Origin of the sequence: Streptococcus sp. cx1 (assembly GCF_052384325.1) — a bacterium.
Taxonomy (GTDB): Bacteria; Bacillota; Bacilli; order Lactobacillales; family Streptococcaceae; genus Streptococcus; species Streptococcus salivarius_G.
Window position 1 is genome coordinate 1 of record NZ_JBQSUN010000006.1, and the last position, 25,001, is coordinate 25,001.

Consider the following 25,001-nt stretch of genomic DNA (forward strand, 5'->3'; position numbering starts at 1 on the left):
AGAACGGGTGGCTTGCTCTTCGGCTGAAAGCCTCTGCTACCGGCCGAGGCCTAAAGGCCTACCGAATGGTTTCCCTTCAGCACCACCTTTGCTAGCTGACCCGTCTAGCGGGTCTCTTTAAGATTACTTTCTTTTATTCTTCTCACCTGTAAACGGATCATATTCCTCAAAAAGACTGAGCTGATCTGCTATCACGTCTTCTTGTAATTGATTACGAATATATTCTTCAATTCGCTTCTGATTTCGCCCAACCGTATCAACATAAAAGCCTCGACACCAAAATTTGCGATTCCCATATTTATACTTTAAATTAGCATGTCGGTCGAATATCATTAAGCTACTTTTACCCTTTAAATATCCCATAAATGAAGAAATACTTAGTTTCGGTGGTATACTCACTAACATGTGAATATGATCTGGGCAAGCTTCTGCTTCATGAATTTCAACACCTTTTCTTTCACATAATAACCGTAAGATTTGACCAATACTTGCTTTGTATTTCCCATAAATTATCTGACGTCTATATTTTGGGGCGAAAACAATATGATACTTACAATTCCATGTAGTATGTGCTAAACTATTATTATCCTGTCTCATCAGGGGTCCTCCTTTTGTATATTAGTTAGTGGTCGGGAAACCTTATCTAATATAACACTTTAGGGGGACTTTTTTGATACATCGCTAAAAGCTTTTCGGAACCACTAGCACAGCTAGTGGTTTTCGAGAGACAATAAAAAAGTCCCAAAAGGGACTTCTCGGTATGATAAACAACGGCAGGGTGACAGTCCTGCATCTCTTTCAGACCCGAAGGTGCGGCGGCTGCCTCTTCCGCCCTCGTTGTTATTTCTTATCTATATTATATCACATTTTCTTAGCTCTACCAGCATTTAGATAATTTTTCAGCTTAGAATCTTTAATCACAAACATGGTACGGACATTAAGTTTATCACATAATCTGACCGCCACCAGAACATTACCATCAATACGTTTGATGTATTCCAAGGACTGGCCATTAGGATGGCGACCGATATAGTCCGGATGAGCAATAATCTCCGGAATACGTTCATAGGTGGCATCAAAATCACTGAATTCCTGGCGATGTTTTTCCATATGCTTCTTACGTTGTGCAGACAGCGTGATTTCTTCACCAGGCTTGTAGTCCAAATCAAAAGCTTTAATGACTTTTGGCGTCAAGTGCCCTACTGTTTTCATGCCTCTATTGTACCATACCTCATACACATCAAGGCCTTTCCTACTGTTGAGGTATCAAAAAAACTCAAGCCTGTTACCAAGCTCGAGTTTTGACTTATGTTTTTTGGAAAGCACCTTGTTTGTAGCTAATCCAAAAGAAAAGCGGTGTACAGATAGCCATTGCTACCAGATAGATTGGCAAGGTGTAGCTATTAAGTGTCGAAATTTCAATCACATCTCGAAGATAGTAAGAACTGATTAAGAAACCAAAGACTGAGTAAATAATCAAGGCCACACGCCCCTTATTCAACGGGATACAAGCACGAATAACGGCAAGAACACCCGTTGATCCCATCATATAGTAAGACAGCGTCAGCATGTCCGTATTGCTCATGCCAAGATAGACCTGAGATAGATGGAAAATAAGAACACTGATAACCAGCATCAAGGCATTAGGAATAGACAACTGAAGCGAACGTCTGAGGAAATGTTTCTCAACAGGTCGAATATTACGTTCGAAGGTCAAAATAAATGGTGGAAGACCCTCGATAAATTGCCCCGCCAAAGTCATCTGAACCTGAATGAATGGGAAGACCAAGAGATACTCTGCCTTTCCAAAAACAATACTGGCAATACAGATAAGTCCCAAAAGGAAGGAATAGACCGTTTTGATGAGGAAAATAGGTGCAATGTGGGCAATATTATTAACCACACGACGTCCCTCAAATAGGATTTCAGGAATATCCTTAAACTCGGAATCCATTAGCACCAAGTTGGCAATCTGACGTGTAGCGGGATCCCCTTCAGCCATAACAATCGAACAGTCCGCCTCACGTAGTGCCAAGATATCGTTGACACCATCACCAGTCATAGCTGTGGTATGCCCATTGGCATTAAGCGTTTGGATTAACAACTTCTTCTGATGCGGAGATACGCGACCAAAGATTGCCGTATCTTCAGCCAAAGCCTCTAACTCCTCATCACTGACCTTAGAACAGTCAATATAGCTTTGATAATCCGCAAAACCAGCCTGGTGGGCAATATGAGAAACCGTCACAGGATTGTCACCAGAAATAATCTTAAGCGTCACATCTTCTGAACGTAGGTATTCCAAAGTTTCTGCAGCATCCTCACGAATCGGATCGGCAATTTCAAGCAAGGTCAAGCCTTCAACGTCATTCGGCAAACTCATAGTCTCTGTATCAACCGCTGACTGACTCCATGCCAAAATCAAAACACGAGAACCACGAGCCTGAGCCTGATCGACTGCTTTTGGATTTTCCTTAAGAAGCATCTCAGGTGCTCCCAAAAAGAGAGTTCCAAGCCCATCAACGCTCACAGCACCCCATTTACGATCACTTGAAAATGGAATAACGTCGCCCACCTGATAATGATGTTCCAGACCTTCATAGGCATTTCGAATCGCCTGGGCTGTTGCGTTTTTATCCTTGCTATGCTGCATATAAGCCGCAAGCAAGCGCTCCAACTCCTCTTTCGTAAAACGCTCTGATAGTAGTTCCAGACCCTTAACGGTCATCTTTCCTTGTGTAATCGTCCCTGTCTTATCTAAACAAAGCACATCGACACGCGCCAAGGTTTCAACAGAGTACATCTCTTGCACCAGGATATGCTTCATTCCAAGCTTAATAACAGCCGTTAAAAGAGAGGTAATTGTCAGAAGGGCAATCCCTTTAGGCAACATTCCCAAAAGAGCTGTCGAACTAGTAACTACCGACTCTTGAAGAGAGAGCTGTTTAATCAAGTAAGCCTCAAAAAAGAGCGCAAGCCCAAACGGTATCACAATCTTGCCCGTAAACTTAGCAATCTTATCCATATTATAGAGGATACGTGACACGATTGGCTTATGCGTCTTGGCCTCTAGCATGAGCTTATTGGCGTAATTGTCCTCGGCTACGTTAATAACCTTAGCATAAACTTGACCACTCACAAGGTAAGAACCCGAGAGCAACTCCTTCCCATCCTTCTTGAGAATAAGGTCACTCTCACCCGTCAGCATAGCCTCATTGAGCTCAGCCATCCCATCAACAACCACGGCATCACTAGGCACCTGCTCACCCGCAGACAAGAGCATGATATCATCCAAGACAATATCCTGAGGATTAATAGAAGTCACCTCGCCATCACGCACCACACGGATCTGATCCTTATTCATGAGATTGAGCTTATCAATCATGCGACGGGCACGCAACTCTGTCATCATACCCGTAAAGGCATTAAGCACAATGATTCCGAAGAAAAAGAGATTCGACCAAGCCTGAACAGCAATCAAGGCCACAAAAATAGCAAAATTGAGCATATTAAAGGAGTTAAAGACATTACGCCTAAAAATCTCCCAGTTGCTGGAGCCAGTTTTTGCTTTAAAATGATTTGTTTTACCGGCATCTATCCGCCGCTTGACCTCCACCTGCGTCAAGCCTTGTAACTGTTTTTTCATAACTTTCATAGTAGCATAAAAATGAGGTGTTTTCAAAGGTTAGCCGTCATAGATAGCCAGGAAATAGACCTATTATATCGAACCACTCTCCCAACTATTTCACTCAACCTAAACTACTTTCAAATAGCAAAGGCAAGAGTTCCTACAAAACACTTCTATGCTATCTTATTTCCTAATTAAACCTACTTTGATAAAGTAAATTAAACAACCATTGAAGATTGATTAATGGTTTTGCTTGAGCATCAATCACAGGTTGAACAGTTTCTCTAATTTCTTTTTGGACTTTTCGTTGATTATACTTAATCTTGTGATAATGTTCATCAAAAGCATCTTGGAGAGAAAAATTACGATTTAAAAGATAGCCATCACCAGATGCCGAACTAAAATATAGAGTATCACCTGAAAGACCTAATATAGACGTTTTCGTTCCTTTATTTCTAGTTATAGCGTACATTCCATCATTATCATAGCTAATACCATCTATTTCCGGTGTATAAGCCCAACCCATATTCTCCATCAGCATAATGATGTCGGGCTCTGTTCCCTCCTTATGAGGAATATGCTGAGCATAATAAACAGAGTTAAATTTTATATTAATAAAAGTAAATAGGCTCATTCCCAAGACTGTATACAGCCCTATAATTAGTCCTACAAAGAGCACTAAAATGTTTCTTTTTTGCATTGTCACTTCTCTTTCTTTTTCTCTAGTTGAAACTACTTTGATAAAGTAAATTAAACAACCACTGAAGATTGATCAAGGGTTTTGTTTGAACCTTCATAATTGGGGAAAAATCTTCCCTAATCTCTCGTTTAATTTGTGATTCATTAACTTTAGTTCTTTTTGCTTCTTCTGAAAAATAACTGACGTGGTCAAATCTAAACGTACTGTCAAAACCGATAGTCATATTATCCTTATCATATAAAAAGCTTCCTAAGCTTTTTGTTAAAAAAGTTTTGCTTTTAGTATTTATAATAGCATTTGTTCCATCATCGTCGTATCGAATACCATCAATCTCCGGCGTATAAATCCATCCCATATTCTCTACCAACATAACGAGATCTGGCTCTGTCCCCACCTTATGAGGGATGTGCTGAGCATAATAAACAGAGTGGTATTTTAAATTTAAAAAAGTAAATAGGCTCATTCCTAAGACTGTATACAGCCCTATAATTAGTCCTACAAAAATCGCTAAAATATTTCTTTTTTGCATCCTTATCTTCTCTTTCTTTTTTATCTCCAATCGAATTTTGACTGGATTAACAATAAACCATTGTACAGTATTTATCACAAGTCTTACAATTTAATGATTTGTACTTGCTCAAACATTTGTTATGAATATGAAAAAATCAAGTCTTTATAAATTTCTCCAATGCCTCTCCCCACTTTGTCAATCAAGCTAAACATGGTATAATAGTTAAGATTTTTATACTACTTATTTCTGGTCAGAAGTGGGCAGTAAAATTTAAGAAACAGGGGCTAATCCCTTGATATGAAAGGAATCTAGAATCTATTATGATGAACATGCAGAACATGATGAAGCAAGCTCAAAAGCTTCAGAAACAAATGGAAAAAAGCCAAGCTGAATTGGCTGCTACAACCTTCACTGGAAAATCAGCACAAGACTTAGTTGTTGCTGAATTAACTGGTGACAAAAAAGTGGTTAACATCACTTTCTCTGATGCTGTCGTGGATCCTGATGATGTGGAAACACTTCAAGATATGACTGTTCAAGCACTTAACAATGCTCTTGGACAAATTGATGAAGCGACTAAAAAATCAATGGGTGCCTTTGCAGGTAAATTGCCATTCTAAAAAATAAAAAGGAATCTCGCGGTTCCTTTTTTCTATACACTCATTAAGCAATTCAGTCATAACATACAAAAGACTTGGACAAGAAATCCAAGTCTTTTTGTGATAGTCATATAAAAATTTTATTCTTCAACCAAAGCAAGACCTGACTGTGCGTCTTCTTCATTGGCCAATTTATAGCGATTCTTTTGACCTAAGTAGATGCTCGCTGAATTTAATGAACTTTCTAAAGTAGGGTAATTCACATCTTCGTTCGCTGTTTGGGTAGGTACAGGTCCTGAAATTAATAGCTCATCATCATTCTTGACATAAATCTGGTATTCTCCAACTTCGCTAGTTTGAGCTAAAATCTCATTCAACAAGTCTGGGTCGAGCGTTTGAGCGACGCCATCAACCACTTGATTGGAGTCCTGCTTATGCTCCGACGAATCCACTACTTCAGTGATAACGATGTAATCAGGAGTTTCCTCATCTGAAGTCTTAGATCCTTCAGTTTCTGGCTGTTTTTGTCCAGATGTATCTTGTTTCTTCGTATCTTGAGCTTGCCCATCATGAGTCTTCAATTCCTCATCACTAACGGTTTGAACCTTAGTTTGATTGGCATCTAAATCAAGTTTTGGCGCTTCTTTAACGTCAGCTGAAGCTCCACTGGTACCCATGAATAGAGCTAGAGTCCCCAAAGTAGTAATCAAGCTGATTATTGCTTTGCCGATAAAACCATTATTTTTTTTCTTATTCATAAATCCCTCACTATTTGTTTGGTTAGCTCTAACTGGCTAACAACCGAGTCCAATTTGCTGCTGTAGAAGGTAAAAGGTTGATTGAGCTGTTTGACCAACCCTTCACCCAGATAACAATCTTAGCATGCAAAATCCTTGATTTCAAGTATTTCTTTAATTTTTAAGCATTTTAAATAAATGACAACTTCATGTCTTAAAATTGATGACAATCTATTATCAGATTAGCTTTTTTAAGCTATGCAAATGGTAATTTCTTTAAGTAGTACTTAGGGAAACAATACTTGTTTTTTAGACAGATTCTTCAAAAACCACTTTTGCTGACTCATCTCCCCCAAAATTTTATCGGATAGCAAAATTCTGTCCAAACACTTTAAATGTAACTATAAAATAGAATTCTTGAGTAAGAATGTCGAACTCTCAATACCCTAAAATAAGATTAGAAACTAAAGTCCCTCAATTAGTTCAAAGAAAGTTACAACAAAAGGATTTATAAACAACTTTATAAACCACCTCCCAATAAACAACTCATTCTAAAAATGTACATCCCTCATTTAGATATCACATTTTAAGGTAATCACAACTTCTTTAAAAATAACTAACACAAAAAAACGATTACCAAAAGGCCCCTATTTCCCAATGAATAAATTAACCCTTATAGAAAATGTATCCTCCAAATTCAAAAAAATGGCGGTATTCTGGATAGATCCGTGCTCGAAACTATGAAAAACTCTTTATTCATCATCGACTCTGACGCAAAAGCAGATTCCCTATGACAACCCTATTATGAAACATTTACCGACCTAAACTCTCCGACAATGATGTAAATTTGGAAAAACAGTAAATCTACTCAGTAAAAGACTAAAAATAACCTAACTTTATAACTATTTCACCAAATTTTCACCTCACTCAAAGCTCATCTAGAATAGTTTTTTCTCATGTGTAAACGCTTCGCTCAAATTTCTGTCACATGTAAGAAAATCTTATCGTCTTTTAAACCTTTTTTTGCTTCAAAACCTAGATATTCCAAGGAAAATCCGTTACAATAGAGTACGGAAAGATAGGTAATTATCAGCATCATTATTTTCGTATGAAAGGGAAATTCATGGCTTATATTCAAATGAAGCATAGCTATAAACGCTATAAAACCGGTGATCTGGAAATTATCGCAAACAACGACGTAAGCTTTGATATTGAAAAAGGGGAGCTTGTCGTCATTCTCGGTGCCTCTGGTGCAGGGAAATCAACCGTTCTTAACATCTTGGGTGGTATGGACACCAATGACGAAGGTCGCGTCATTATTGATGGTAAGGATATCTCTGAATACACAGCCAAAGAACTGACAACATATCGTCGTGAGGACGTTGGCTTTGTGTTCCAATTTTACAACTTAGTTTCAAACCTTACAGCCAGGGAAAACGTCGAACTAGCATCTGAAATCGTTCCAAACGCTAAAGATGCTACTCAAACACTCGTCGAAGTCGGTTTGGGAGACCGCTTAGACAACTTCCCATCACAACTATCTGGTGGGGAGCAACAGCGTGTTGCCATTGCACGCGCCGTTGCCAAAAATCCAAAGATTCTTCTTTGTGATGAACCAACAGGGGCTCTGGATTATCAAACAGGGAAACAAATCCTGACCCTCCTTCAAGAAATGGCTCGCAAACAGGGAACAACTGTTATTATCGTGACCCATAATGCTTCTCTAGCTCCAATTGCCGATCGTGTCATTCGAATGCACGATGCCAAGATTAAGAGTGTGGAACTTAATCCTAATCCACAAAAAATCGAGGACTTGGAATACTAGAAAGGAGCACCGTCATGAAAAAAACAACTTATTGGAAAGATGTTTGGCGAACCTTTGTAGCTTCTAAAGGGCGTATGCTCTCTATTGCCTTACTTATGGCACTGGGATCCTTTGCCTTGATTGGTCTTAAAGTAACTTCTCCTAATATGAAAAAAACTGGGGAACACTTCTTCAAGACGCATCAAACAGCTGACTTGAGCTTAATCAGCACTTACAGTATCAACCAAACCGATCAGGACCTTCTCAATTCGATTAAGAAAAAGAATGTAGACATCGAATATGGTTATTTCAAAGATGCTGTTATCAAGGGGACGAATACGGCATTTCGTATTTTCTCTAAACCTAAGAAAATCTCTACTTACGACCTTATTGAGGGGAAACTTCCTACTAAGGACGGGGAAATCGCTCTTTCCTCAACTTATAAAGAAGAATATAGCGTCGGAGATAAGATTAACTTTTCTGAGCCAGTAGATAGCTCAGGGCAAAAACAGTTAAAGGAACAAACATATACCATTACTGGTTTTGTTAATTCCTCTGAACTTCTCTCTAGGAACCGTCTTGGTAATGCCAGTGCTGGTACGGGGAAACTGGATGGCTATGCCATTGTTCCAGAGACGGACTTCACCTCTAATGATTACATGATTGCCCGCATCCGCTACAAGGATTTAGAAAACGTTAGTCCTTTTAGTGAGGAATACGCAAATAAGATTTCTGAACGAAAGGCTGAACTCAAGGAACTCTTTAAAGACGAACCTGAGAAACGCCTCGCTGAAATCAAGTCACAGTCTAAAGCTCAAATTACTCAAGCTAAACAAGAACTTGAAACAGCACTCGCACAGACCCAGCAAATGGCTACAAGCAACCCTGCCGAAGCCGCTAGCGTCAAAGAAGCTACTACCAAGATTGAAGCCAAGCAAAAAGAACTCGAAGAAAGTCAAGCAATGGTTGATAATTTACCAGCGCCTAGCTATCAATTCTACTCTCGTCGAGAGATTCCGGGTTCTGAGGGATATGTTGCATATGAAAGTAATATTAACATCATTCACGATGTGAGTAACATCTTCCCTGTCGCTCTCTACTTTATGGCAGCTTTGGTTACCTTTGTAACTATGGGACGCTTTGTTGAAGAGGAACGTGGTAAGGCTGGTATCTTCAACGCCCTAGGCTACAGTAATTCGCGAATTATCCATAAATTCGTCATTTATGGTTTGATAACGAGTATTACTGGTACAACTGCAGGTGTTATTACCGGTCATACACTACTTCCGATTCTAATCCACAATACTTATAAGAGCGATTTGCAGCTTCCTGCTTTCGAATTGCACTTCTACCTAGGACTTACCCTTGTGGCCTTCCTTTTAGGTCTCTTATCTGCTGTGCTACCTGCCTTTGCGGTTGCCAAGAAAGAGCTCTGGGAAAAACCTTCCCAACTCCTCCTTCCAAAACCACCTCGTGCAGGAGCTAAGATTGTCCTAGAGCGCATCACACCTCTTTGGAAACGTCTCAGCTTTACGGAAAAGGTTACCATGCGTAATATTTTCCGCTATAAGCAACGGATGTTTATGACCCTCTTTGGTGTCGCAGGTTCTATCGCACTGCTCTTCGCAGGTTTAGGCATTCGATCTTCTGTATCTAACCTTAACCAGCAACAGTTTGAAGATATCATTCACTATGATATGATTGTTGCCAAGCAACCAAATACGTCAAGTGCTTTGGATGAGGAACTCACTAAACTCCTCGATAGCAAAGACGTTAAAGAATACTTGAATGTCCATTTTGAAACCTTGCAAAAAATTGCCGGTAGCAACAAGGACACCCAAGAAATCTCAACCCTTGTCTTTAACGACCGTGACGATAAACTCGTTGATAGTTACGTTAGCTTGCATGACCGAGAGCGTAATAAGACTCTCAAGCTATCTAATGACGGAGCTATTATCTCTGAAAAAATGGCAAAACTCCTAAACCTCAAGGTTGGAGATACCATTACTGTGCAAAACAGTCAGGATGAATCTGTCAAGATTAAGATAGCTGGTATCACTGAAATGTACATGGGGCATTTCCTCTTTATGAATGCTAGCTACTACCAAAAAGCTTTTGGGACACCTTCAGTGAATAATGCCAACCTTGTTACTCTCGCTGAACCAACTAAGCAAAATGTTGAAAATATGGCAGCCAAATTCATCAACTTACCTAATGTTTACGGTGTTGTTCAAAACAACAACCTTAAACTGCAGATTAGCACTATGGTCAATTCATTGACACAGGTTATTGGTATCTTGATTACGGTTTCCATTCTCCTTGCTGTGGTTGTTCTCCATAACCTCACTAACATCAACGTTTCAGAACGTATCCACGAACTTTCAACCGTTAAGGTTCTTGGTTTCTACAATAACGAAGTATCCCTCTACATCTATCGTGAAACCATTTACCTTTCAATCATCGGTATCTTCGTTGGGTTCGGTCTTGGACAGGCACTCCACCAATATATGGTAAGCATCATTCCGCCAGATCGTATCATGTTTGATCCATCTATCGGACTGGCTACCTACCTTTTACCAGCTGTTCTTATCGGCATAATCCTTATTATCCTTGGCTTCGTCGTCAACAAACGTCTTGCCAAACTTAATATGCTTGAAGCCCTAAGCTCAGTTGAATAAGCTAAAAACGCCTGAGAAGTAATTCTCAAGCGTTTTTTTGTGTTCGATAACTTATTTTGTTTTAGTCTTAGCCAACTCTAGACAGTAGGACTTCACATGACAATGAGGACAAGTCAGCTTACGAGTCCTAGGTGTATGACCTGCAAGAGCAAATTCTTTAAAACTTGGATCAAAGGTCCTATGACAATTAGGACAGAGGTATTCAAACTGCTTTCTATAGTGAAACATCACTAAATTCATTACTATAATAAAAGCAGGACAGACAACAAACAAACCTCTGGGATCCTTAAAATAATAAATGACAACCAGTAGACCCATCAGATAAAGAAGGGAGGTTAGAATGACACTCCCATACATTCTCAACTGCAAATGACGCCATGATTTTTGATTTTCCATAAGACGTGAAATGTCTGACAAATCTTCCAACGAAAGTTGATGTCGTTTAGCAGTTGCTTTTTGCAAGTGACGGGCACGTTTTAGTTTGACCTCTATTTCCTCTGAAGACTTTTCCAAGCTTTCAATTTGGTCTGTCAATAAAAGCTCTAAAACCTGTTCCCTATTCTCCTCTTGCAAGAGTTTTTGGATTTGTTTGATTGAGAAATCCAAATCTCTTAAGAAACAAATGACTTGTAGTCGTTCCAAATCTGAGTCGTGATAGATTCTCCGACCACCCTCTGTGACTTCAGATGGCGTCAAGATCCCTCGTTGATCATAGTACTGGACGGTCCTAACAGACACTTCTGCTGCTTTAGCCAACTCTCCTGTTGAAAACTGCGACATCTCAGTCACCTCCTTTTAAGATTTTCTATCAAGGGAGGTCTTTCACCACCTTTGATACCTAGATTCTACCTTATAACGCAAGGTAATATGCAAGCTATAACCCTAGAGGATTTTCTTTTCTTACAGAAAAAGTTAGCTATCACTCTTTACAGACTTTACAGCTCTTGTAAAGCTTTAGTCGAAAAGGCCACCCAAACCTAAAGCAGCAAAAGGATTGTTACTGACTTCTTCCTGTTGTTCCAAAAGTTTGGCATTTTCATCTAATTCGAGAAACTTCTCGTAAATCTGAGCGGTCATCCGAGCATCCTCCAAGCTGTTATGCCCGTGTCCCTTGATTCCGAAGAAATCTGCTACGCTGGTTAGCTTGAGATTGACAATACCATTCAAATCCGAAGCACGACGGTCAAAAGACTCATCAAAAACATCTAAAGCATATTGCTCTTCCAAGTCCAAACCATTTTCCGACAAAATAGGCAAGTCTGACTTAAGGGCATTGTAGCCGATAAGTGGACTGTCGCCAACAAATGATTTAAAATCCGCCAGAACGGACTCCAGCTTTGGTGCCTTGGCAATCTTATCCGCTGTAATCCCCGTCAAACCATTGATAAAGGACTGCAAAGGAACATCCGAATGGACAAAAGAATCAAACTGATCCACTTCCTCATGCTGGTCCATCTTAACGGCCGATACTTGGATAATATGTCTAACCCCGTCCACTGTGTTGAACTCCAAATCAAAGGCAATATAAGTTTCTAAATTTTCCATTTTCTCTCCTATAATAGTTAAAGCTGAGACTGAGTCCCAGCTTCTTTTTTATTTTCCAAATAGACGTCCAAAGAAACCTTTTTTAGAAGCTTCTTCTTGTTTGGTCTGGATTTCTTCCACTTGGGCCTTAGCTTCGTCAACCTCAACCTTAGCTTCATCGAGTTCCAGTTTAAGCTCTTCCTTGTCCTTCATAGCAGTCAAGGTCAATTGTTGCTGTTGATCGATTTGCTTGTCCTTTTCAGCGATTTGAACGTCTTTGACACGCAATTGATCATCCATGTTAGACAACTGCTCATCCTTAGCCTTCAACTGAGCATAAAGACGGGCAATCTCAGAGTTTTTCTCGTCTACAAGAATCTCTAACAACTCACGTTGCTTTGTTTCTTCATCGATTGGCTCATCGTCAAAGATGGTTTTCTTGTAGATTTCCTCCAACTTAATCAAGCCACTGCGTTTAACGACAGTAACCCCTTTAGCATTTTTTTCTAGATCTTCTTCTGGAAGTTGTTTGACACGATTATTGACTGCTTGACGACTAACGCCAAGGATTTCAGCAATCTCGCTGACTGTCTTTTCAATACTCATAATAGCCTCATTTTCTCTTGAAATGTCTTACTATGAGAATATCACAATCACACCTTTCTGTCAATTTGACTAGTTATTCTGGATATCTGAAGGACTCTTTTAAAGTCATTTTTTCCTTTCACTCTTCAAACAATTTACTTGATAGGAAGCTAAGCTTTTGGTAAACTAGGTGTGGGTATAAATGTATATAGAAGGAAAGTCTTTGACTTAAACAATCGGTACTTCCAAATTGGCTTTGGTCGGTATCAGATCTGTTGTATCTAGGAATGGTGGGAACAATTCCACAAGGTTTGGGATTTTCATTCTTGCTCCAATTATGGGTGGCATTCGAGCAACTTTGGTTGCAAAACTGCTTGATATTGAAGCATAAATCACATTATCTTCAACGGTTTAACTGTTGGAGTTTTTTTATTGTCAATCCACTCGCTCACTAAAGCCTCATATTGCCATCTGAGATTGAAAAAAGCCCTAAATTATGCCATAATAAACAAAAGCAAAATAGAAAGAATGAGTCCTATGAAAAACTTCCGTGATGATATTAAGGTCAATGATTTGGCCCAGCCCTTCTTAGAGGCAATCGTTGAACAAATGACCACTGTATTCGACCCTGAGATTGAGCTAGATATTTACAACCTTGGTTTGATTTATGAAATCACTGTCGATGAAAATGGCCACTGCTACTTCCTTATGACCTTTACTGATACTGGTTGTGGCTGTGAAGAGACAATGCCTTATGAAATCGCTGAAAAGCTAAAAGCCATCGACGGCATTAACTCTGTCAAGGTGGAGACCACTTATTCACCAGTCTGGAAGATGACACGTATCAGTCGTTATGGACGCATTGCTCTTGGTATCTCACCTCGAGGCGGAAAATAAAAGGAAAACCGATTGGACATCTCCAACCGGTTTTTTATCAGGCTAACAGCAGATAGACGATCACTTGTCATGATACTATAATCAACTGTCTTAGGATTTAACACCAAAAAATCACATCGAACAAATGGCCGGTGTGATTTTATTTTATATCATGTAATTAGGCTTTACCTGATTTATCCATGTTCCAGAAGTCGGTAACGGCACCACGAGATGCTGAAGAAACGATGTGAGCATACTTACCGAGGACACCACGGCTATAAAGTGGTGGCAACTCAGTCTCAGCTTTACGTTTCGCCAACTCTTCGTCTGAAACGTGCATAGTAATTTCTTTAGTATCTTGGTCAACTGTAACCATATCACCTGTACGGAGGTAAGCAATAGGTCCACCAACCTGAGCTTCAGGAGCAATGTGACCAACAACGAGTCCGTAAGTACCACCTGAGAAACGTCCGTCTGTCAAGAGGGCAACCTTGTCCCCTTGCCCCTTACCAACGATCATTGATGACAATGACAACATTTCTGGCATACCAGGACCACCCTTAGGACCTACAAAACGTACAACAACTACGTCGCCATCAACGATTTCATCAGAAAGAACGGCTTCGATGGCATCTTCTTCTGAGTCAAATACTTTAGCAGGACCAGTAATGTTACGAACTTTAACCCCTGATACTTTAGCAACCGCACCTTCTGGAGCCAAGTTACCTTTCAAGATAATCAATGGACCATCAGCACGTTTAGGATTTTCAAGCGGCATAATGACTTTTTGACCTGGTGTCAAATCATCGAAGGCCTCCAAGTTTTCTGCAACAGTCTTACCAGTACATGTGATACGATCACCGTGAAGGAAACCATTCTTAAGAAGGTATTTCATAACGGCTGGCACACCACCGACGTTGTAAAGGTCTTGGAAGACATATTGACCTGATGGTTTCAAGTCAGCCAAGTGAGGCACACGCTCTTGGAAATCGTTGAAATCTTCAAGTGTCAAATCAACATTAGCTGCGTGAGCAATAGCAAGCAAGTGAAGTGTCGCATTTGTTGAACCACCAAGTGCCATTGTGACGGTGATGGCATCTTCAAAGGCTTCACGTGTCAAGATATCTGATGGTTTAAGACCTAGTTCAAGCATCTTAACAACCGCACGACCTGCTTCTTCGATATCTGCTTTTTTCTCAGCCGATTCTGCAGGGTGAGATGATGATCCTGGAAGACTCATACCCATTACTTCGATTGCTGTCGCCATTGTGTTGGCAGTATACATACCACCACAACCACCAGGGCCAGGGCAGGCATTACATTCAAGTTCTTTAACCTCTTCGGCAGTCATATCACCGTGGTTCCATTTACCGATACCTTCGAAAACAGAAACCAAGTCGATATCCTTACCGTTAAGATTACCTGGCGCAATGGTACCACCATAGGCAAAAATCGCTGGGATATCCATGTTAGCAATGGCAATCATAGAACCAGGCATATTCTTATCACAACCACCAATAGCAACAAAGGCATCGACATTGTGACCACCCATAGCTGCTTCGATTGAGTCGGCAATGATATCACGAGATGTCAATGAGAAACGCATCCCTGGTGTCCCCATGGCAATACCATCGGCAACGGTAATCGTACCAAATTGAACTGGCCAAGCACCCGCGTCTTTAACACCTTCTTTGGCAATTTGACCAAAACCGTGCAAGTGGATATTACATGGTGTGTTCTCAGCCCAAGTTGAGATAACCCCAACAATAGGCTTTTCAAAACTATCATCCGTCATCCCAGTCGCACGAAGCATGGCACGGTTAGGTGATTTAACCATGCTATCGTAAACAGATGAACGGTGTTTCATGTTATTTTCAGACACGATATTTTCCTCCATAGTTAATAACTATTCTAATTTAAACTTCTACTCCTATTCTAACATAAATTGTCTAAAAAAACTGACCATTTACCAACTATTCTCCCTTTTTAAATTATGCTAAAATAAAGGCATGAAACATTTTGATACTATCGTTATTGGTGGGGGGCCTGCTGGCATGATGGCGACCATTGCCTCAGCCTTCTATGGCCAACAAACTCTCCTAATTGAAAAAAATAAACGTCTCGGAAAGAAGCTGGCTGGTACTGGTGGTGGACGTTGTAATGTTACTAACAACGGGACTTTAGACGATCTTCTAGCAGGCATTCCTGGTAATGGACGTTTCCTCTATAGCGTCTTTTCACAATTTGATAACCACGATATCATTGCTTTTTTCGAGGACAATGGTGTCAAACTCAAGGTTGAGGATCACGGACGTGTTTTCCCTAAGACAGATAAATCACGGACCATCATCCAAGCTCTGGAAAATAAAATTCAAGAACTAGGTGCTAGTATCCTTACCAATACAGAAGTTGTCTCCGTCAAAAAGGTTGATGAGCAATTCCAAGTTAAGTCTTCAGACCAGACTTTTACCAGTGATAAACTCATCATTACAACTGGAGGAAAATCTTACCCATCGACTGGTTCAACTGGTTTTGGACATGATATTGCCCGCCATTTTAAGCTCCATGTCACTAATCTTGAAGCTGCGGAAAGTCCACTCCTAACGGACTTTCCCCACAAGGCTTTACAGGGAATTTCTCTTGACGATGTCACTCTGTCCTATGGCAAACACAAAATTACCCATGATCTTCTCTTCACCCATTTTGGCCTATCTGGACCAGCTGCCCTACGTCTTTCCAGCTTTGTTAAGGGTGGTGAGATCGCTCATCTGGACTTTCTTCCTAACCAAAGCCAAGAAAATCTCAAGACTTACTTTGAGGAAAACCGTGAGAAATCTGTCAAAAACACCCTCAAAGCGCTTGTGCCTGAGCGTGTCGCTGAATTCCTAGCAGAAGACAAGGCTGACAGCAAGGTTAAACAACTGCACCCCAAAGACTTGGAAAGCATTATTAGTCAGCTTAAGGACATGGAAATTCCAATCACAGGTAAAATGTCACTTGCCAAATCCTTTGTGACTAAAGGTGGCGTTGACCTTAAGGAAATTAATCCCAAGACCCTAGAAAGTAAAAAAGTCCCTCACCTACACTTTGCAGGAGAGGTCCTTGACATCAATGCCCATACCGGCGGTTTTAATATCACTAGCGCCCTCTGTACTGGTTGGGTAGCAGGTATTCAAAGCCCTTGGGATTAGAAAGATTTTTCAATTAAGGACAACAAAAAGTTCCCTTCTGTCATAGAAGGGATTTTTTGTCTATTTCTCAAAGGAGAGGAGGGGATTCGAACCCCCGAGCCCCGTTAAGGACTACACGCTTTCCAAGCGTGCGCACTCGGCCTCTATGCGACCTCTCCACATCAAACGATTAGCCTATTAATGGCTAATCATTATTTTTAATCAAGTTTTCAAGAGTTAATCTTTAAACTGGGCCTCTACTCGATAGATGACCTGACCTTTTTCTGAGAACTTACGCTCGTATTCAGTCATGACGTTGCCTTCATAAACACTGGCATGAAGGTCCAACCAAACTTTGTTGAGAACCATTCCATACTGTGAAAAGCTCGCCAAACTGTATTCAAAAAGTCCACGATTGTCTGTCTTAAAGTGAATCTCTCCATTTTCAGGCAAAATTTGCTTATAAGTATCTAGGAAAGTCTTGTATGTCAAACGACGTTTCTCGTGGCGACTCTTAGGCCATGGATCTGAGAAATTCAAATACATCATATCCACTTCGCCATCTTCAAAATAATTGGTCAAGGCTGAGCCATCCACGCGCAAGAGTTTGACATTTTCAGCACCCGAAGCCAAAACCTTATCCAAGGCATAGCTCAATACAGACAGCTGAATATCAATACCAATGTAGTTGATGTCAGGGTTTTGTTGGGCCATACCAGTAATGAAGGCCCCCTTACCAGATCCTACCTCGATATGGATAGGATTGTCATTACCAAAAAGCTCATGCCACTTACCTTTAGCAGCCTCCGGCTCAAGGATAACGTACTGAGGATGGTTAGCTAGGTGTTCCTCTGCACCTTTACGTTTTCTAACTCGCATGTCTACTTTCTAATATCTGTGCAAGGTCTCTCTGAATTTACGAAGTTCATAAATTTCTCGGTTGGCATGTTCCATATCACGACTATCAAAGAATTTTGAAATCTGTGTCAAATATGAAAACTGCCCATACCAGTAAATTTTGTCCATCACAAGGTCGTTGTTCTTATAGCCATAGTATGACAACCACTGTGGCCAATGTGCCAATGGAATGTAATGGCTGAGGATCTGCGCCACATCATACATACGATCTGTTAGACGTACAGAATCCCAATCAACCAAATAAATCAATCCTGAGGTTGTGATGACAAAGTTACTATGACGAGCATCTCCGTGAACAATTGTTGCAATCTCCGCACGAAACTCAGGAAGATGGCGTTTCAAATCTCTAACAACATCTTGAAGGAAGCCATTCTCACGCAATTGGTAAGCGGCATTTTCCTCCCACTCGTGCAGAAGATCAAAAGGATTTTCAATATGATAATCCAACTGCAAGAGTTGATTAACCAAGTGTTTAGAGCGGTGCAAATTACCAAGAATTTGGATAATCTGTTTACTGTTCATGTCATGTTTGGTCAAAATACGACCATCAAGCCACTCCTGTGCACTCATCATGTCACCATTTCCCAGACGCTTAGCCCACAAGAGCTGGGGCGCAATCTGTTCCTTGGCAAGAGCTGCCAAGATTGGTGTTGTATTCATCTTCACAAAGACGCGATCTCCGTTTGGGTAAGTTCCCATATAGGCCTTACCACTATTTCCTTTGAGAGGAGTCAGGCTCAAATCTTTATCTGTTGATGTCACCTAGGCATCTCCTTTTTCTTTAGTCATTCGTTTCTATTTTAACTTATTTAATAGGTGTTAGTCAATCATCTTATTAAGCTTGGCTGGTAGGTAAACAAGGCTCAGAACTAGCATCATTCCAACCAAAATCAGGCTAAACTTAAGGTCGAAGAGACAAACAGCCTGTACCAGAGTCATCCCAAGTACAATCTGGCTAATCAAGCGCTTAAGATTGCTTACCTGCATGTCTTTTCCAACTGGCATAAGATTAGCCATTCTCTGATAAGCAAAGTGCGATTTAAGTGCCGTGAGCTGGAAGAGCAAGAGGTAGTCAAAAACAACCACAAGCACCATAGCCAACCATTTTTCAGGAACCAAAAAGATAACTAGAAGTGTTAGGGCAAACAGGCGTAAACTAAGGGCAAAGTAATCCCCAGAACGCAAGAAGGCTCTTAGGTAAAGATTGTACCAAGTATGTTCCTTGTCTTTCTTTGTACGTTTGAGAATACCATCCAAATAAGCACGGCGTTTAACACTCGACGTAATCCCTTTAACATTGGTAAAGAGTGAAAAGAACTTCAGAATCGATTGTTGACGCTTATTTTCCGCTGCAATAGCCTCAGTCCAATTCAGGCCAGACTGCTTATAAAAAGGTTGGGCCTTTTTCTGGAAAATAAAGTACTTAAGAATAGCCATAGCCACAGCTACAAGGATAACTCCCCAAACTGGAAGCCCCAAGGCTAAAAAGAGGGGAATAACCAAAATAAAAATCAGGCTTTGTACGATTACCCAAAATCTAAAAGCACGCCCCGTTGCCTTCTTAACATGGTCTAGCACTTCTTCTTCCTTCACCAAAAGGTAATGCTTATCAGCTGGCTCTAAATAGGTCGCAATATTCCCCCAGAAAGGTAATAGAAGACAAAGCACAAGCAAACCAAGAATGATTGCCCACGGATTCTTTGGAAAATGTCGAAGCAACTGGCTATACTGCACCAAGACAAAACCTAGCAGAAAGAGTAGAACCAAGATAAAGTGATCATTAAAGACGTAGCGGCTATACTTAGCACAGCGGGCATTGAATCGCTTGCTACGCTCCATAAATAGCTTAGCTATCATGACAATTCTCCCTTAGTTAACTGCATGTAGATATCGTTAAGACTAGCACTATCATCGCCAAAAGTCTGACGGAGCTCCTCGAGAGTTCCCTGGGCCAAGACCTGTCCATGGTGCAAAATTACAAAGCGGTCACACATCTTCTCAGCCGAATCCAAAACGTGTGTAGACATGAGAATTGCCTTGCCCTTATCTTTTTCCTCAGCCAAAAGCTCAATTAAGTCGGAGATAGCCAAGGGGTCCAAGCCCAAGAAGGGTTCATCAACAATGAAAAGACTTGGATTCACAATAAAGGCACAGATAATCATAACCTTCTGCTTCATTCCCTTTGAAAACTGAGTCGGGAACCAGTCCAATTTTTCATCTAAGCGAAAGAGCTTGAGGTATTTATCCGCACGTGCCATCCCCTCAGTCACATCAAGCCCATAGGCCATCAACACCGTTTCCAAATGTTCACGAAGCGTCAACTCTTCATAGAGACTTGGCGTTTCAGGAATATAGCCAATCTTCTGACGATAGCTAGCTGGATCTTGTTGAATAGTTAACCCATCAATGGCAATCTGTCCCCCATAAGGTGTTAAGAGACCAATAATCTCGTTAATTGTTGTTGATTTCCCAGCACCATTAAGACCAATGAGACCAACCAATTCACCATCAGCCACCTCAAAAGTCACATCTTTTAGGACGGGAATATTAGCGTAACCACCCGTCACCTTTTCTAATTTAAGCATTATCTTTTCTCTCTTTGGTATGATATAATCTATTATAACAAAAACTCATGGAAAGGTCGTTATTATGGATAATTGTATTTTCTGTAAAATTATATCTGGAGAAATCCCTTCATCAAAAGTCTACGAGGACGACAAGGTTCTAGCCTTCCTCGATATTTCACAAGCTACAAAAGGACATACCTTGGTTATTCCTAAAGAGCACGTTCGTAACATCTTAGAAATGTCTGCTGAGACCGCTGAGACTGTCTTTAGCCGTGTCCCTAAAATTGCCCGTGCCGTGCAAAAAGCAACTGGAGCAATCGGCATGAATATCCTTAATAACAACGAAGAAGTTGCTGGACAAACCGTCTTCCACGCTCATATTCATCTCGTTCCTCGTTACGGTGCAGACGATGGTATCCACATGGGATTTGACGAACACGAACCAGACTTCGCTGCCCTGGCCGACCTTGCTGACAGCATCGCTAAAGAGGTAACAGAATGAAAATCGGACGCTTTCTAGCTCTTGGAACTCTTGCCTACGGTGCCTACTACGCTTACACACGACGTGAAGACATCAAAGAGGAAATCCTAGACCTCAACCAATCACGAGAAAATATCTCTCACGATCTGGACAATATCAAACGCAACCTTGACATCATCAAGGAACAAAACCTAGTTCTCGCTGACATCAAACAAGACCTTAACTATAAAACACGCGTCTTCAAGAAAGACCTCGAACCCCGACTCAACATCATCCAGGAACGCTTGCAAAAGTATCAGGGTGATGATAAAGAATAAAGGTAAGTAGCCTGTGCTACTTACCTTTTTGTGTTGCTTTCCACTTTTTAAATTCTTGATATTCTCTAAAGCTCTCTTCATCAGACAACTCATGTTCTTCATCTGATTCATAAGATGGCGAGACAAACTCTTCAAAATCGTCTAAAAATCCGTTATTACGATTTTTTCGACTTTTCCTCCAAGTTCTACCTTGTTTTATAGCAGTGTCTGAATTGATTTTATTATTTATTACATTTCCTGCTATCGCTCCTAAACCGAGCCATTTTGCTATATTACCTAATTTATTGATTACCTCTGAAATTGTAGCAAAAATCATGATAATTACCACGAATGCCATAAAGAAAAACATTGGCCAAAATAAATCCATTTTACACTCCTTGAAATAATTTTCTCATATTCATCTATTAAAGAAATTTTTTCAGGCTCGCTAGATACAATGAACCACCTATTATTCCTAAGATTCCGCCAATCCATCCTAAGAAAGGAATAAGAGAAATCGCTCCTCCAACAATCAAGAGTACACTAGGAGCAGTTCCTACCGGAGTATCTCCTTTATAATAGACAGCACCAACTATTCCAAGTACTAGTAGGGCTAACTTTACAAGATATACAAATAAAGTCATTAATCCAGTCGCAACCTCTGAGCCCGAAGATGCTACACCTAAAATAAACCAGATTCCAAAAAGAAGAAAGATTCCTCCGATTAGTCCTACTACTCCATTTGTGACAGCTAATGTTTTTGTTTTCATTTGTTCTCCTTAATTATATTATTGAATTTGGGTTGAAATATTATCTGTATATTCTTTCAACCCATTACGGTAATTTTTCAAGAATTCAACTAGACTATCTTTACCAACAATCTTAGTATTTCCCATCGGACCGTATTCTTTCTTCTGTTCTTCCAAAGACTTTAATGATTCTTGCTTCATTTGCTCAATTGTATTTGCGTCATCAAGTACTGTACCAGCAACAGCATTTTGATAATTCGTTAGATATTCATCAACAATTTTCGAATACATCGTTAGATAGTCGTTATAGGTTGAAATACTCTCAATTGTGGTATCAGATGTGTCCTGAGGGTTAAAATTACTTGAACTTACAGAACCTGAAGAACTTGACGTTGTTGAAGAACTTGAAGATTTACTTGTAACTCTTCCTGAAATATTTTTTGCAGTATTTATTATGTTTTTACTGGCCGAACAACCTGTTAGTGCTATAGATAGTAAAATTACTGCAAAAGTAAATAAACAATTTTTCTTTTTCATAAGAATTCCTCACCTAAATTTAATTTTCTGTAAACATTATATATATATATATACGTTGTCAACGTTTTCTTGAAAATAGAATCTAAATTTAAGTTAGTTTTTAGATTATTATAATTTAAATAATTTTATCTCATTTTATATTTAAGAATAAATATAAAAGTCACAGCTATACCCAAAACAAGACTTTTCGCTGTGCTAAAGGTGAGAGAAGCACCATTGCTTCTCTCACTCGGAAGATTTGAGACTTAGGCTCAAATCTTAGGAATGGAATTCCGTTAGGAAGTCGCTTCCGTCCCTAGCACCCAAGGAAAGTCTTAAATAAAAAAGAAAAAACAGAGATGTCTACTAACATCTCTGCTTCATAATAGGATTAGGAGGTTTTATACTTCTTATTCAGCATCTTTTTCTTTGATAACCAAGACACCATCTTCCATATCAGCTTCTAGGTGTTTAGCATCAAGGTTATCCAAGTGGAAGTCTGTGACTTTGTCACGGATTTGTTGTTCAACCACACGACGGAGTGGACGAACACCCATGACTTCGTCGTAGCCTTCTTCAGTCATGTATTCTTTAGCAGCTTCGCTAACTGCCAAGTCAATGTCTTTCTTAGAAAGCGTCTTGTTAACTTCAACCAACATAAGGTCTACAATCTTAGAAAGATCTTCTTTGCTCAAGTGTGAGAATTCGATGACAGCATTGAAACGGTTAAGGAATTCTGGACGGAAGTAAGGTTTCAAACGATCCATAAGTTCTGGTTTATCAGCATCTTCTGTCAAGTTAGCTTCATAACCAAAGCCTGCGTTTGAAGTTGCGATAATCACAGTATTCTTGAAGTTTACAGTGTTACCTTGACCATCTGTCAAACGACCATCGTCCAAAACTTGGAGGAGAAGGGTGATGACTTGAGGGTCAGCCTTTTCAATTTCGTCGAGAAGGACGATTGAGTATGGGTTACGGCGAACACGTTCTGTCAAAGTATTGCTATTGTCATCATAACCAACATAACCAGCTGTTGTACCAATCAATTTAGAAACGGCTGTGCGGTCGCTGTATTCTGACATGTCCAAACGGATGATAGCATCTTTTGTTCCGAACATATCAAGAGCCAATTGTTTAGCCAACTCAGTTTTACCAACACCAGTAGGTCCTACAAAGAGGAAGCTACCAATTGGACGGTTACCTTCGTCAAATCCTGCACGGTTACGACGGATGGCACGTGCCACTGCTTCAACGGCTTTATCTTGACCGATAACCTTAGTTTGCAAACGGTGGCCCATATCTTTCAAACGTTCGATATCAGTTGCTCCCATTTGCGATACTGGGATACCAGTCATACGTTCTACAGATTCAGCCACATCGTTAACAGTTGCAGTGACTTTAAGGTCTGCTGTGTGGTTAGCAATTTTCTTTTCAAGTTCTTCAATGCGAACTTTAGCATTTAGAGCTGCTTCGTAGTCTTCTTTGGCAGCTGCAGCTTCTTGTTTAGCTTTTTCTTCTTCGATTTCATGTTCAACAGCATTCACATCAGTCACTGGGTGTTGAGCAGCCAAGTGAGCCGCTGTTACATCGACAAGGTCGATAGCCTTATCTGGCAAGCTACGTTGTGGAATGTATTGGACAGAGAAATCTACTGCTGCTTTCAAGACATCATCTGGCAAGATAACATTGTGGTGTTTTTCATAAAGATCACGGATACCTTGGAGAATCTTGAAGGTATCTTCAGCAGAAGGAGCATTAACCTTAACTTCGTTGAAACGACGAGCAAGAGCAGCGTTCTTCAAGATAGTGTTACGGTATTCATCCTGAGTTGTTGCACCAATCACTGTCAATTCACCACGTGAAAGAGCAGGTTTCAAGATATCAGCAAGACCTTTAGACCCTTGGCCATCGCCAGTGCTTCCGGCACCAAGAATTTGGTGGATTTCATCGAAGAAGAGGATAATATTTCCAGCTTCTTTGACTTCATTTACCAAGTTTTGAATGTTTTCTTCAAAGCTACCACGGTATTGCGTACCAGCTTCAAGTCCAGAAATATCAATTGAGATGATTTCTTTGTTCTTGATAGCAGCTGGGACATCACCATTAACGATAGCTTGAGCCAAACCTTCAACTACAGCTGTTTTACCAACACCAGCGTCCCCGACAAGGACTGGGTTATTCTTGGTACGACGAGCCAAGATTTCGCAAGCTTCTTGGATTTCTTTGTTACGTCCGATAACAGGATCCAATTTACCTTCGCGAGCTTCTTCAGTCAAGTTACGACCAAGTTTAGCAAGAATACCATCTTGTTTAGGTCCTTTACCTTGATGTTGAGTTGGGTTCACTGCTTCACCTTCATTACTAGGCAATTGACCTGTTTGACGGTAGATAGCAAATTCTTCAGGTGTCACTTCACGACCGTTAATCATGTAGCGACGGTTTTCTGAACGGTAACCACCCATGTTCCCCATCAATTGATTGAAAAGATCGTCCATATTGTTAAAGTTGTTGTTCATATAATTACCTCGTTTTGTGTTTTCTTGTGAAATTTTTTAAATGTTATTTTTTATGTTAATGTGTAAGTTTTGACTTTTACTGACCAAAACCCTAAAAATTTTTAGTAGCTTCAACTACTCTTCTAATAATTTCAGGTTTTGCTCTT

Annotated in this window: 25 protein-coding genes and 1 tRNA gene; 7 read left to right on the forward strand and 19 right to left on the reverse strand. The window is 40.2% G+C overall.

Features of this window, described 5'->3' with window-relative positions:
- Positions 1 to 123: 123 nt before the first annotated feature.
- The 5 genes from tnpA to ACT170_RS08365 all read right to left on the reverse strand — a co-directional run bounded on the left by tnpA (position 124) and on the right by ACT170_RS08365 (position 4,857).
- On the reverse strand, positions 124 to 597 hold the full coding sequence (tnpA, locus tag ACT170_RS08345; RefSeq protein WP_002891962.1) for an IS200/IS605 family transposase: 474 nt from the start codon (positions 595 to 597) through the stop codon (positions 124 to 126).
- A 264-nt stretch (positions 598 to 861) separates the two neighbouring features.
- Entirely contained in the window at positions 862 to 1,212 is a 351-nt protein-coding gene (locus ACT170_RS08350) for a PBECR3 domain-containing polyvalent protein (RefSeq protein WP_014634923.1), read from the reverse strand.
- Between the two features lie 94 nt (positions 1,213 to 1,306).
- On the reverse strand, positions 1,307 to 3,655 hold the full coding sequence (locus ACT170_RS08355; protein ID WP_444818196.1) for a cation-translocating P-type ATPase: 2,349 nt from the start codon (positions 3,653 to 3,655) through the stop codon (positions 1,307 to 1,309).
- Between the two features lie 163 nt (positions 3,656 to 3,818).
- Positions 3,819 to 4,328, reverse strand: a complete 510-nt coding sequence (locus ACT170_RS08360) for a hypothetical protein (protein WP_444818197.1) — start codon at positions 4,326 to 4,328, stop codon at positions 3,819 to 3,821.
- Positions 4,329 to 4,350: 22 nt separating this feature from the next.
- Positions 4,351 to 4,857, reverse strand: coding sequence for a hypothetical protein (locus ACT170_RS08365; RefSeq protein ID WP_148512895.1), 507 nt, complete (start codon positions 4,855 to 4,857; stop codon positions 4,351 to 4,353).
- A gap of 302 nt (positions 4,858 to 5,159) precedes the next feature.
- Here ACT170_RS08365 and ACT170_RS08370 point away from each other — a divergent pair, with 302 nt between their 5' ends.
- Complete coding sequence (locus ACT170_RS08370) at positions 5,160 to 5,459, forward strand: YbaB/EbfC family nucleoid-associated protein (protein WP_038676628.1); 300 nt, start codon at positions 5,160 to 5,162, stop codon at positions 5,457 to 5,459.
- Between the two features lie 119 nt (positions 5,460 to 5,578).
- Here ACT170_RS08370 and ACT170_RS08375 read toward each other — a convergent pair whose 3' ends face one another.
- Positions 5,579 to 6,196: a signal peptide protein gene (locus ACT170_RS08375; protein ID WP_444818198.1), complete on the reverse strand. Its 618-nt coding sequence runs from the start codon at positions 6,194 to 6,196 to the stop codon at positions 5,579 to 5,581.
- 1,102 nt (positions 6,197 to 7,298) lie between these two features.
- On the opposite strand from ACT170_RS08375, the gene ACT170_RS08380 reads away from it, so the two are divergent.
- Positions 7,299 to 8,000, forward strand: coding sequence for an ABC transporter ATP-binding protein (locus tag ACT170_RS08380; RefSeq protein WP_002884692.1), 702 nt, complete (start codon positions 7,299 to 7,301; stop codon positions 7,998 to 8,000).
- Positions 8,001 to 8,014: 14 nt separating this feature from the next.
- Positions 8,015 to 10,657 carry an FtsX-like permease family protein gene (locus tag ACT170_RS08385; protein ID WP_048790357.1) on the forward strand — a complete coding sequence of 881 codons (2,643 nt, stop codon included), beginning with the start codon at positions 8,015 to 8,017 and terminating at the stop codon, positions 10,655 to 10,657.
- Between the two features lie 51 nt (positions 10,658 to 10,708).
- Here the strand turns inward: ACT170_RS08385 and ACT170_RS08390 are convergent, their stop codons facing one another.
- The 3 genes from ACT170_RS08390 to ACT170_RS08400 all read right to left on the reverse strand — a co-directional run bounded on the left by ACT170_RS08390 (position 10,709) and on the right by ACT170_RS08400 (position 12,787).
- A complete protein-coding gene (locus ACT170_RS08390; protein WP_048790356.1) occupies positions 10,709 to 11,437 on the reverse strand; it encodes a MerR family transcriptional regulator in 729 nt (242 codons plus the stop codon).
- A gap of 174 nt (positions 11,438 to 11,611) precedes the next feature.
- Positions 11,612 to 12,202 carry a 3'-5' exonuclease gene (locus ACT170_RS08395; RefSeq protein WP_201036073.1) on the reverse strand — a complete coding sequence of 197 codons (591 nt, stop codon included), beginning with the start codon at positions 12,200 to 12,202 and terminating at the stop codon, positions 11,612 to 11,614.
- A 48-nt stretch (positions 12,203 to 12,250) separates the two neighbouring features.
- Positions 12,251 to 12,787 carry a DUF536 domain-containing protein gene (locus ACT170_RS08400; RefSeq protein ID WP_002884601.1) on the reverse strand — a complete coding sequence of 179 codons (537 nt, stop codon included), beginning with the start codon at positions 12,785 to 12,787 and terminating at the stop codon, positions 12,251 to 12,253.
- A gap of 516 nt (positions 12,788 to 13,303) precedes the next feature.
- On the opposite strand from ACT170_RS08400, the gene ACT170_RS08405 reads away from it, so the two are divergent.
- Positions 13,304 to 13,663, forward strand: a complete 360-nt coding sequence (locus tag ACT170_RS08405) for a metal-sulfur cluster assembly factor (protein ID WP_022495745.1) — start codon at positions 13,304 to 13,306, stop codon at positions 13,661 to 13,663.
- A 157-nt stretch (positions 13,664 to 13,820) separates the two neighbouring features.
- Here the strand turns inward: ACT170_RS08405 and ilvD are convergent, their stop codons facing one another.
- On the reverse strand, positions 13,821 to 15,539 hold the full coding sequence (gene ilvD, locus ACT170_RS08410; RefSeq protein WP_014632703.1) for a dihydroxy-acid dehydratase: 1,719 nt from the start codon (positions 15,537 to 15,539) through the stop codon (positions 13,821 to 13,823).
- Positions 15,540 to 15,651: 112 nt separating this feature from the next.
- Here ilvD and ACT170_RS08415 point away from each other — a divergent pair, with 112 nt between their 5' ends.
- Positions 15,652 to 16,833, forward strand: a complete 1,182-nt coding sequence (locus ACT170_RS08415; protein ID WP_444818199.1) for an NAD(P)/FAD-dependent oxidoreductase — start codon at positions 15,652 to 15,654, stop codon at positions 16,831 to 16,833.
- Positions 16,834 to 16,904: 71 nt separating this feature from the next.
- On the opposite strand, the gene ACT170_RS08420 is transcribed toward ACT170_RS08415, so the two are convergent.
- The 5 genes from ACT170_RS08420 to ACT170_RS08440 form a co-directional block, all read right to left on the reverse strand.
- Positions 16,905 to 16,991 (reverse strand) — tRNA-Ser (locus ACT170_RS08420).
- Positions 16,992 to 17,049: 58 nt separating this feature from the next.
- Entirely contained in the window at positions 17,050 to 17,691 is a 642-nt protein-coding gene (gene trmB, locus ACT170_RS08425; protein WP_414327676.1) for a tRNA (guanosine(46)-N7)-methyltransferase TrmB, read from the reverse strand.
- 9 nt (positions 17,692 to 17,700) lie between these two features.
- Positions 17,701 to 18,492 (reverse strand): cell cycle regulator CcrZ, encoded by a 792-nt coding sequence (gene ccrZ / locus ACT170_RS08430; protein ID WP_002884270.1) that lies wholly within the window; start codon positions 18,490 to 18,492, stop codon positions 17,701 to 17,703.
- Between the two features lie 57 nt (positions 18,493 to 18,549).
- Positions 18,550 to 19,587, reverse strand: a complete 1,038-nt coding sequence (locus ACT170_RS08435; protein WP_444818200.1) for an ABC transporter permease — start codon at positions 19,585 to 19,587, stop codon at positions 18,550 to 18,552.
- Positions 19,584 to 20,315: an ABC transporter ATP-binding protein gene (locus tag ACT170_RS08440; protein ID WP_444818201.1), complete on the reverse strand. Its 732-nt coding sequence runs from the start codon at positions 20,313 to 20,315 to the stop codon at positions 19,584 to 19,586. The genes ACT170_RS08435 and ACT170_RS08440 overlap by 4 nt, the downstream gene beginning before the upstream one ends.
- Before the next feature lie 64 nt (positions 20,316 to 20,379).
- Here ACT170_RS08440 and ACT170_RS08445 point away from each other — a divergent pair, with 64 nt between their 5' ends.
- Both ACT170_RS08445 and ACT170_RS08450 read left to right on the forward strand, forming a co-directional pair.
- A complete protein-coding gene (locus ACT170_RS08445) occupies positions 20,380 to 20,799 on the forward strand; it encodes an HIT family protein (protein WP_002891660.1) in 420 nt (139 codons plus the stop codon).
- Positions 20,796 to 21,095, forward strand: a complete 300-nt coding sequence (locus tag ACT170_RS08450) for a hypothetical protein (RefSeq protein ID WP_022496188.1) — start codon at positions 20,796 to 20,798, stop codon at positions 21,093 to 21,095. Before ACT170_RS08445 ends, ACT170_RS08450 begins: the two co-directional genes overlap by 4 nt.
- A gap of 16 nt (positions 21,096 to 21,111) precedes the next feature.
- Here ACT170_RS08450 and ACT170_RS08455 read toward each other — a convergent pair whose 3' ends face one another.
- The 4 genes from ACT170_RS08455 to ACT170_RS08470 form a co-directional block, all read right to left on the reverse strand.
- On the reverse strand, positions 21,112 to 21,462 hold the full coding sequence (locus ACT170_RS08455; protein WP_183139907.1) for a ribonuclease: 351 nt from the start codon (positions 21,460 to 21,462) through the stop codon (positions 21,112 to 21,114).
- Between the two features lie 37 nt (positions 21,463 to 21,499).
- Positions 21,500 to 21,844, reverse strand: coding sequence for a hypothetical protein (locus ACT170_RS08460; protein WP_155123768.1), 345 nt, complete (start codon positions 21,842 to 21,844; stop codon positions 21,500 to 21,502).
- A gap of 18 nt (positions 21,845 to 21,862) precedes the next feature.
- Positions 21,863 to 22,360 (reverse strand): hypothetical protein, encoded by a 498-nt coding sequence (locus tag ACT170_RS08465; protein WP_245085241.1) that lies wholly within the window; start codon positions 22,358 to 22,360, stop codon positions 21,863 to 21,865.
- Positions 22,361 to 22,749: 389 nt separating this feature from the next.
- Positions 22,750 to 24,855, reverse strand: coding sequence for an AAA family ATPase (locus tag ACT170_RS08470; RefSeq protein WP_070655450.1), 2,106 nt, complete (start codon positions 24,853 to 24,855; stop codon positions 22,750 to 22,752).
- Positions 24,856 to 25,001: the final 146 nt, after the last annotated feature.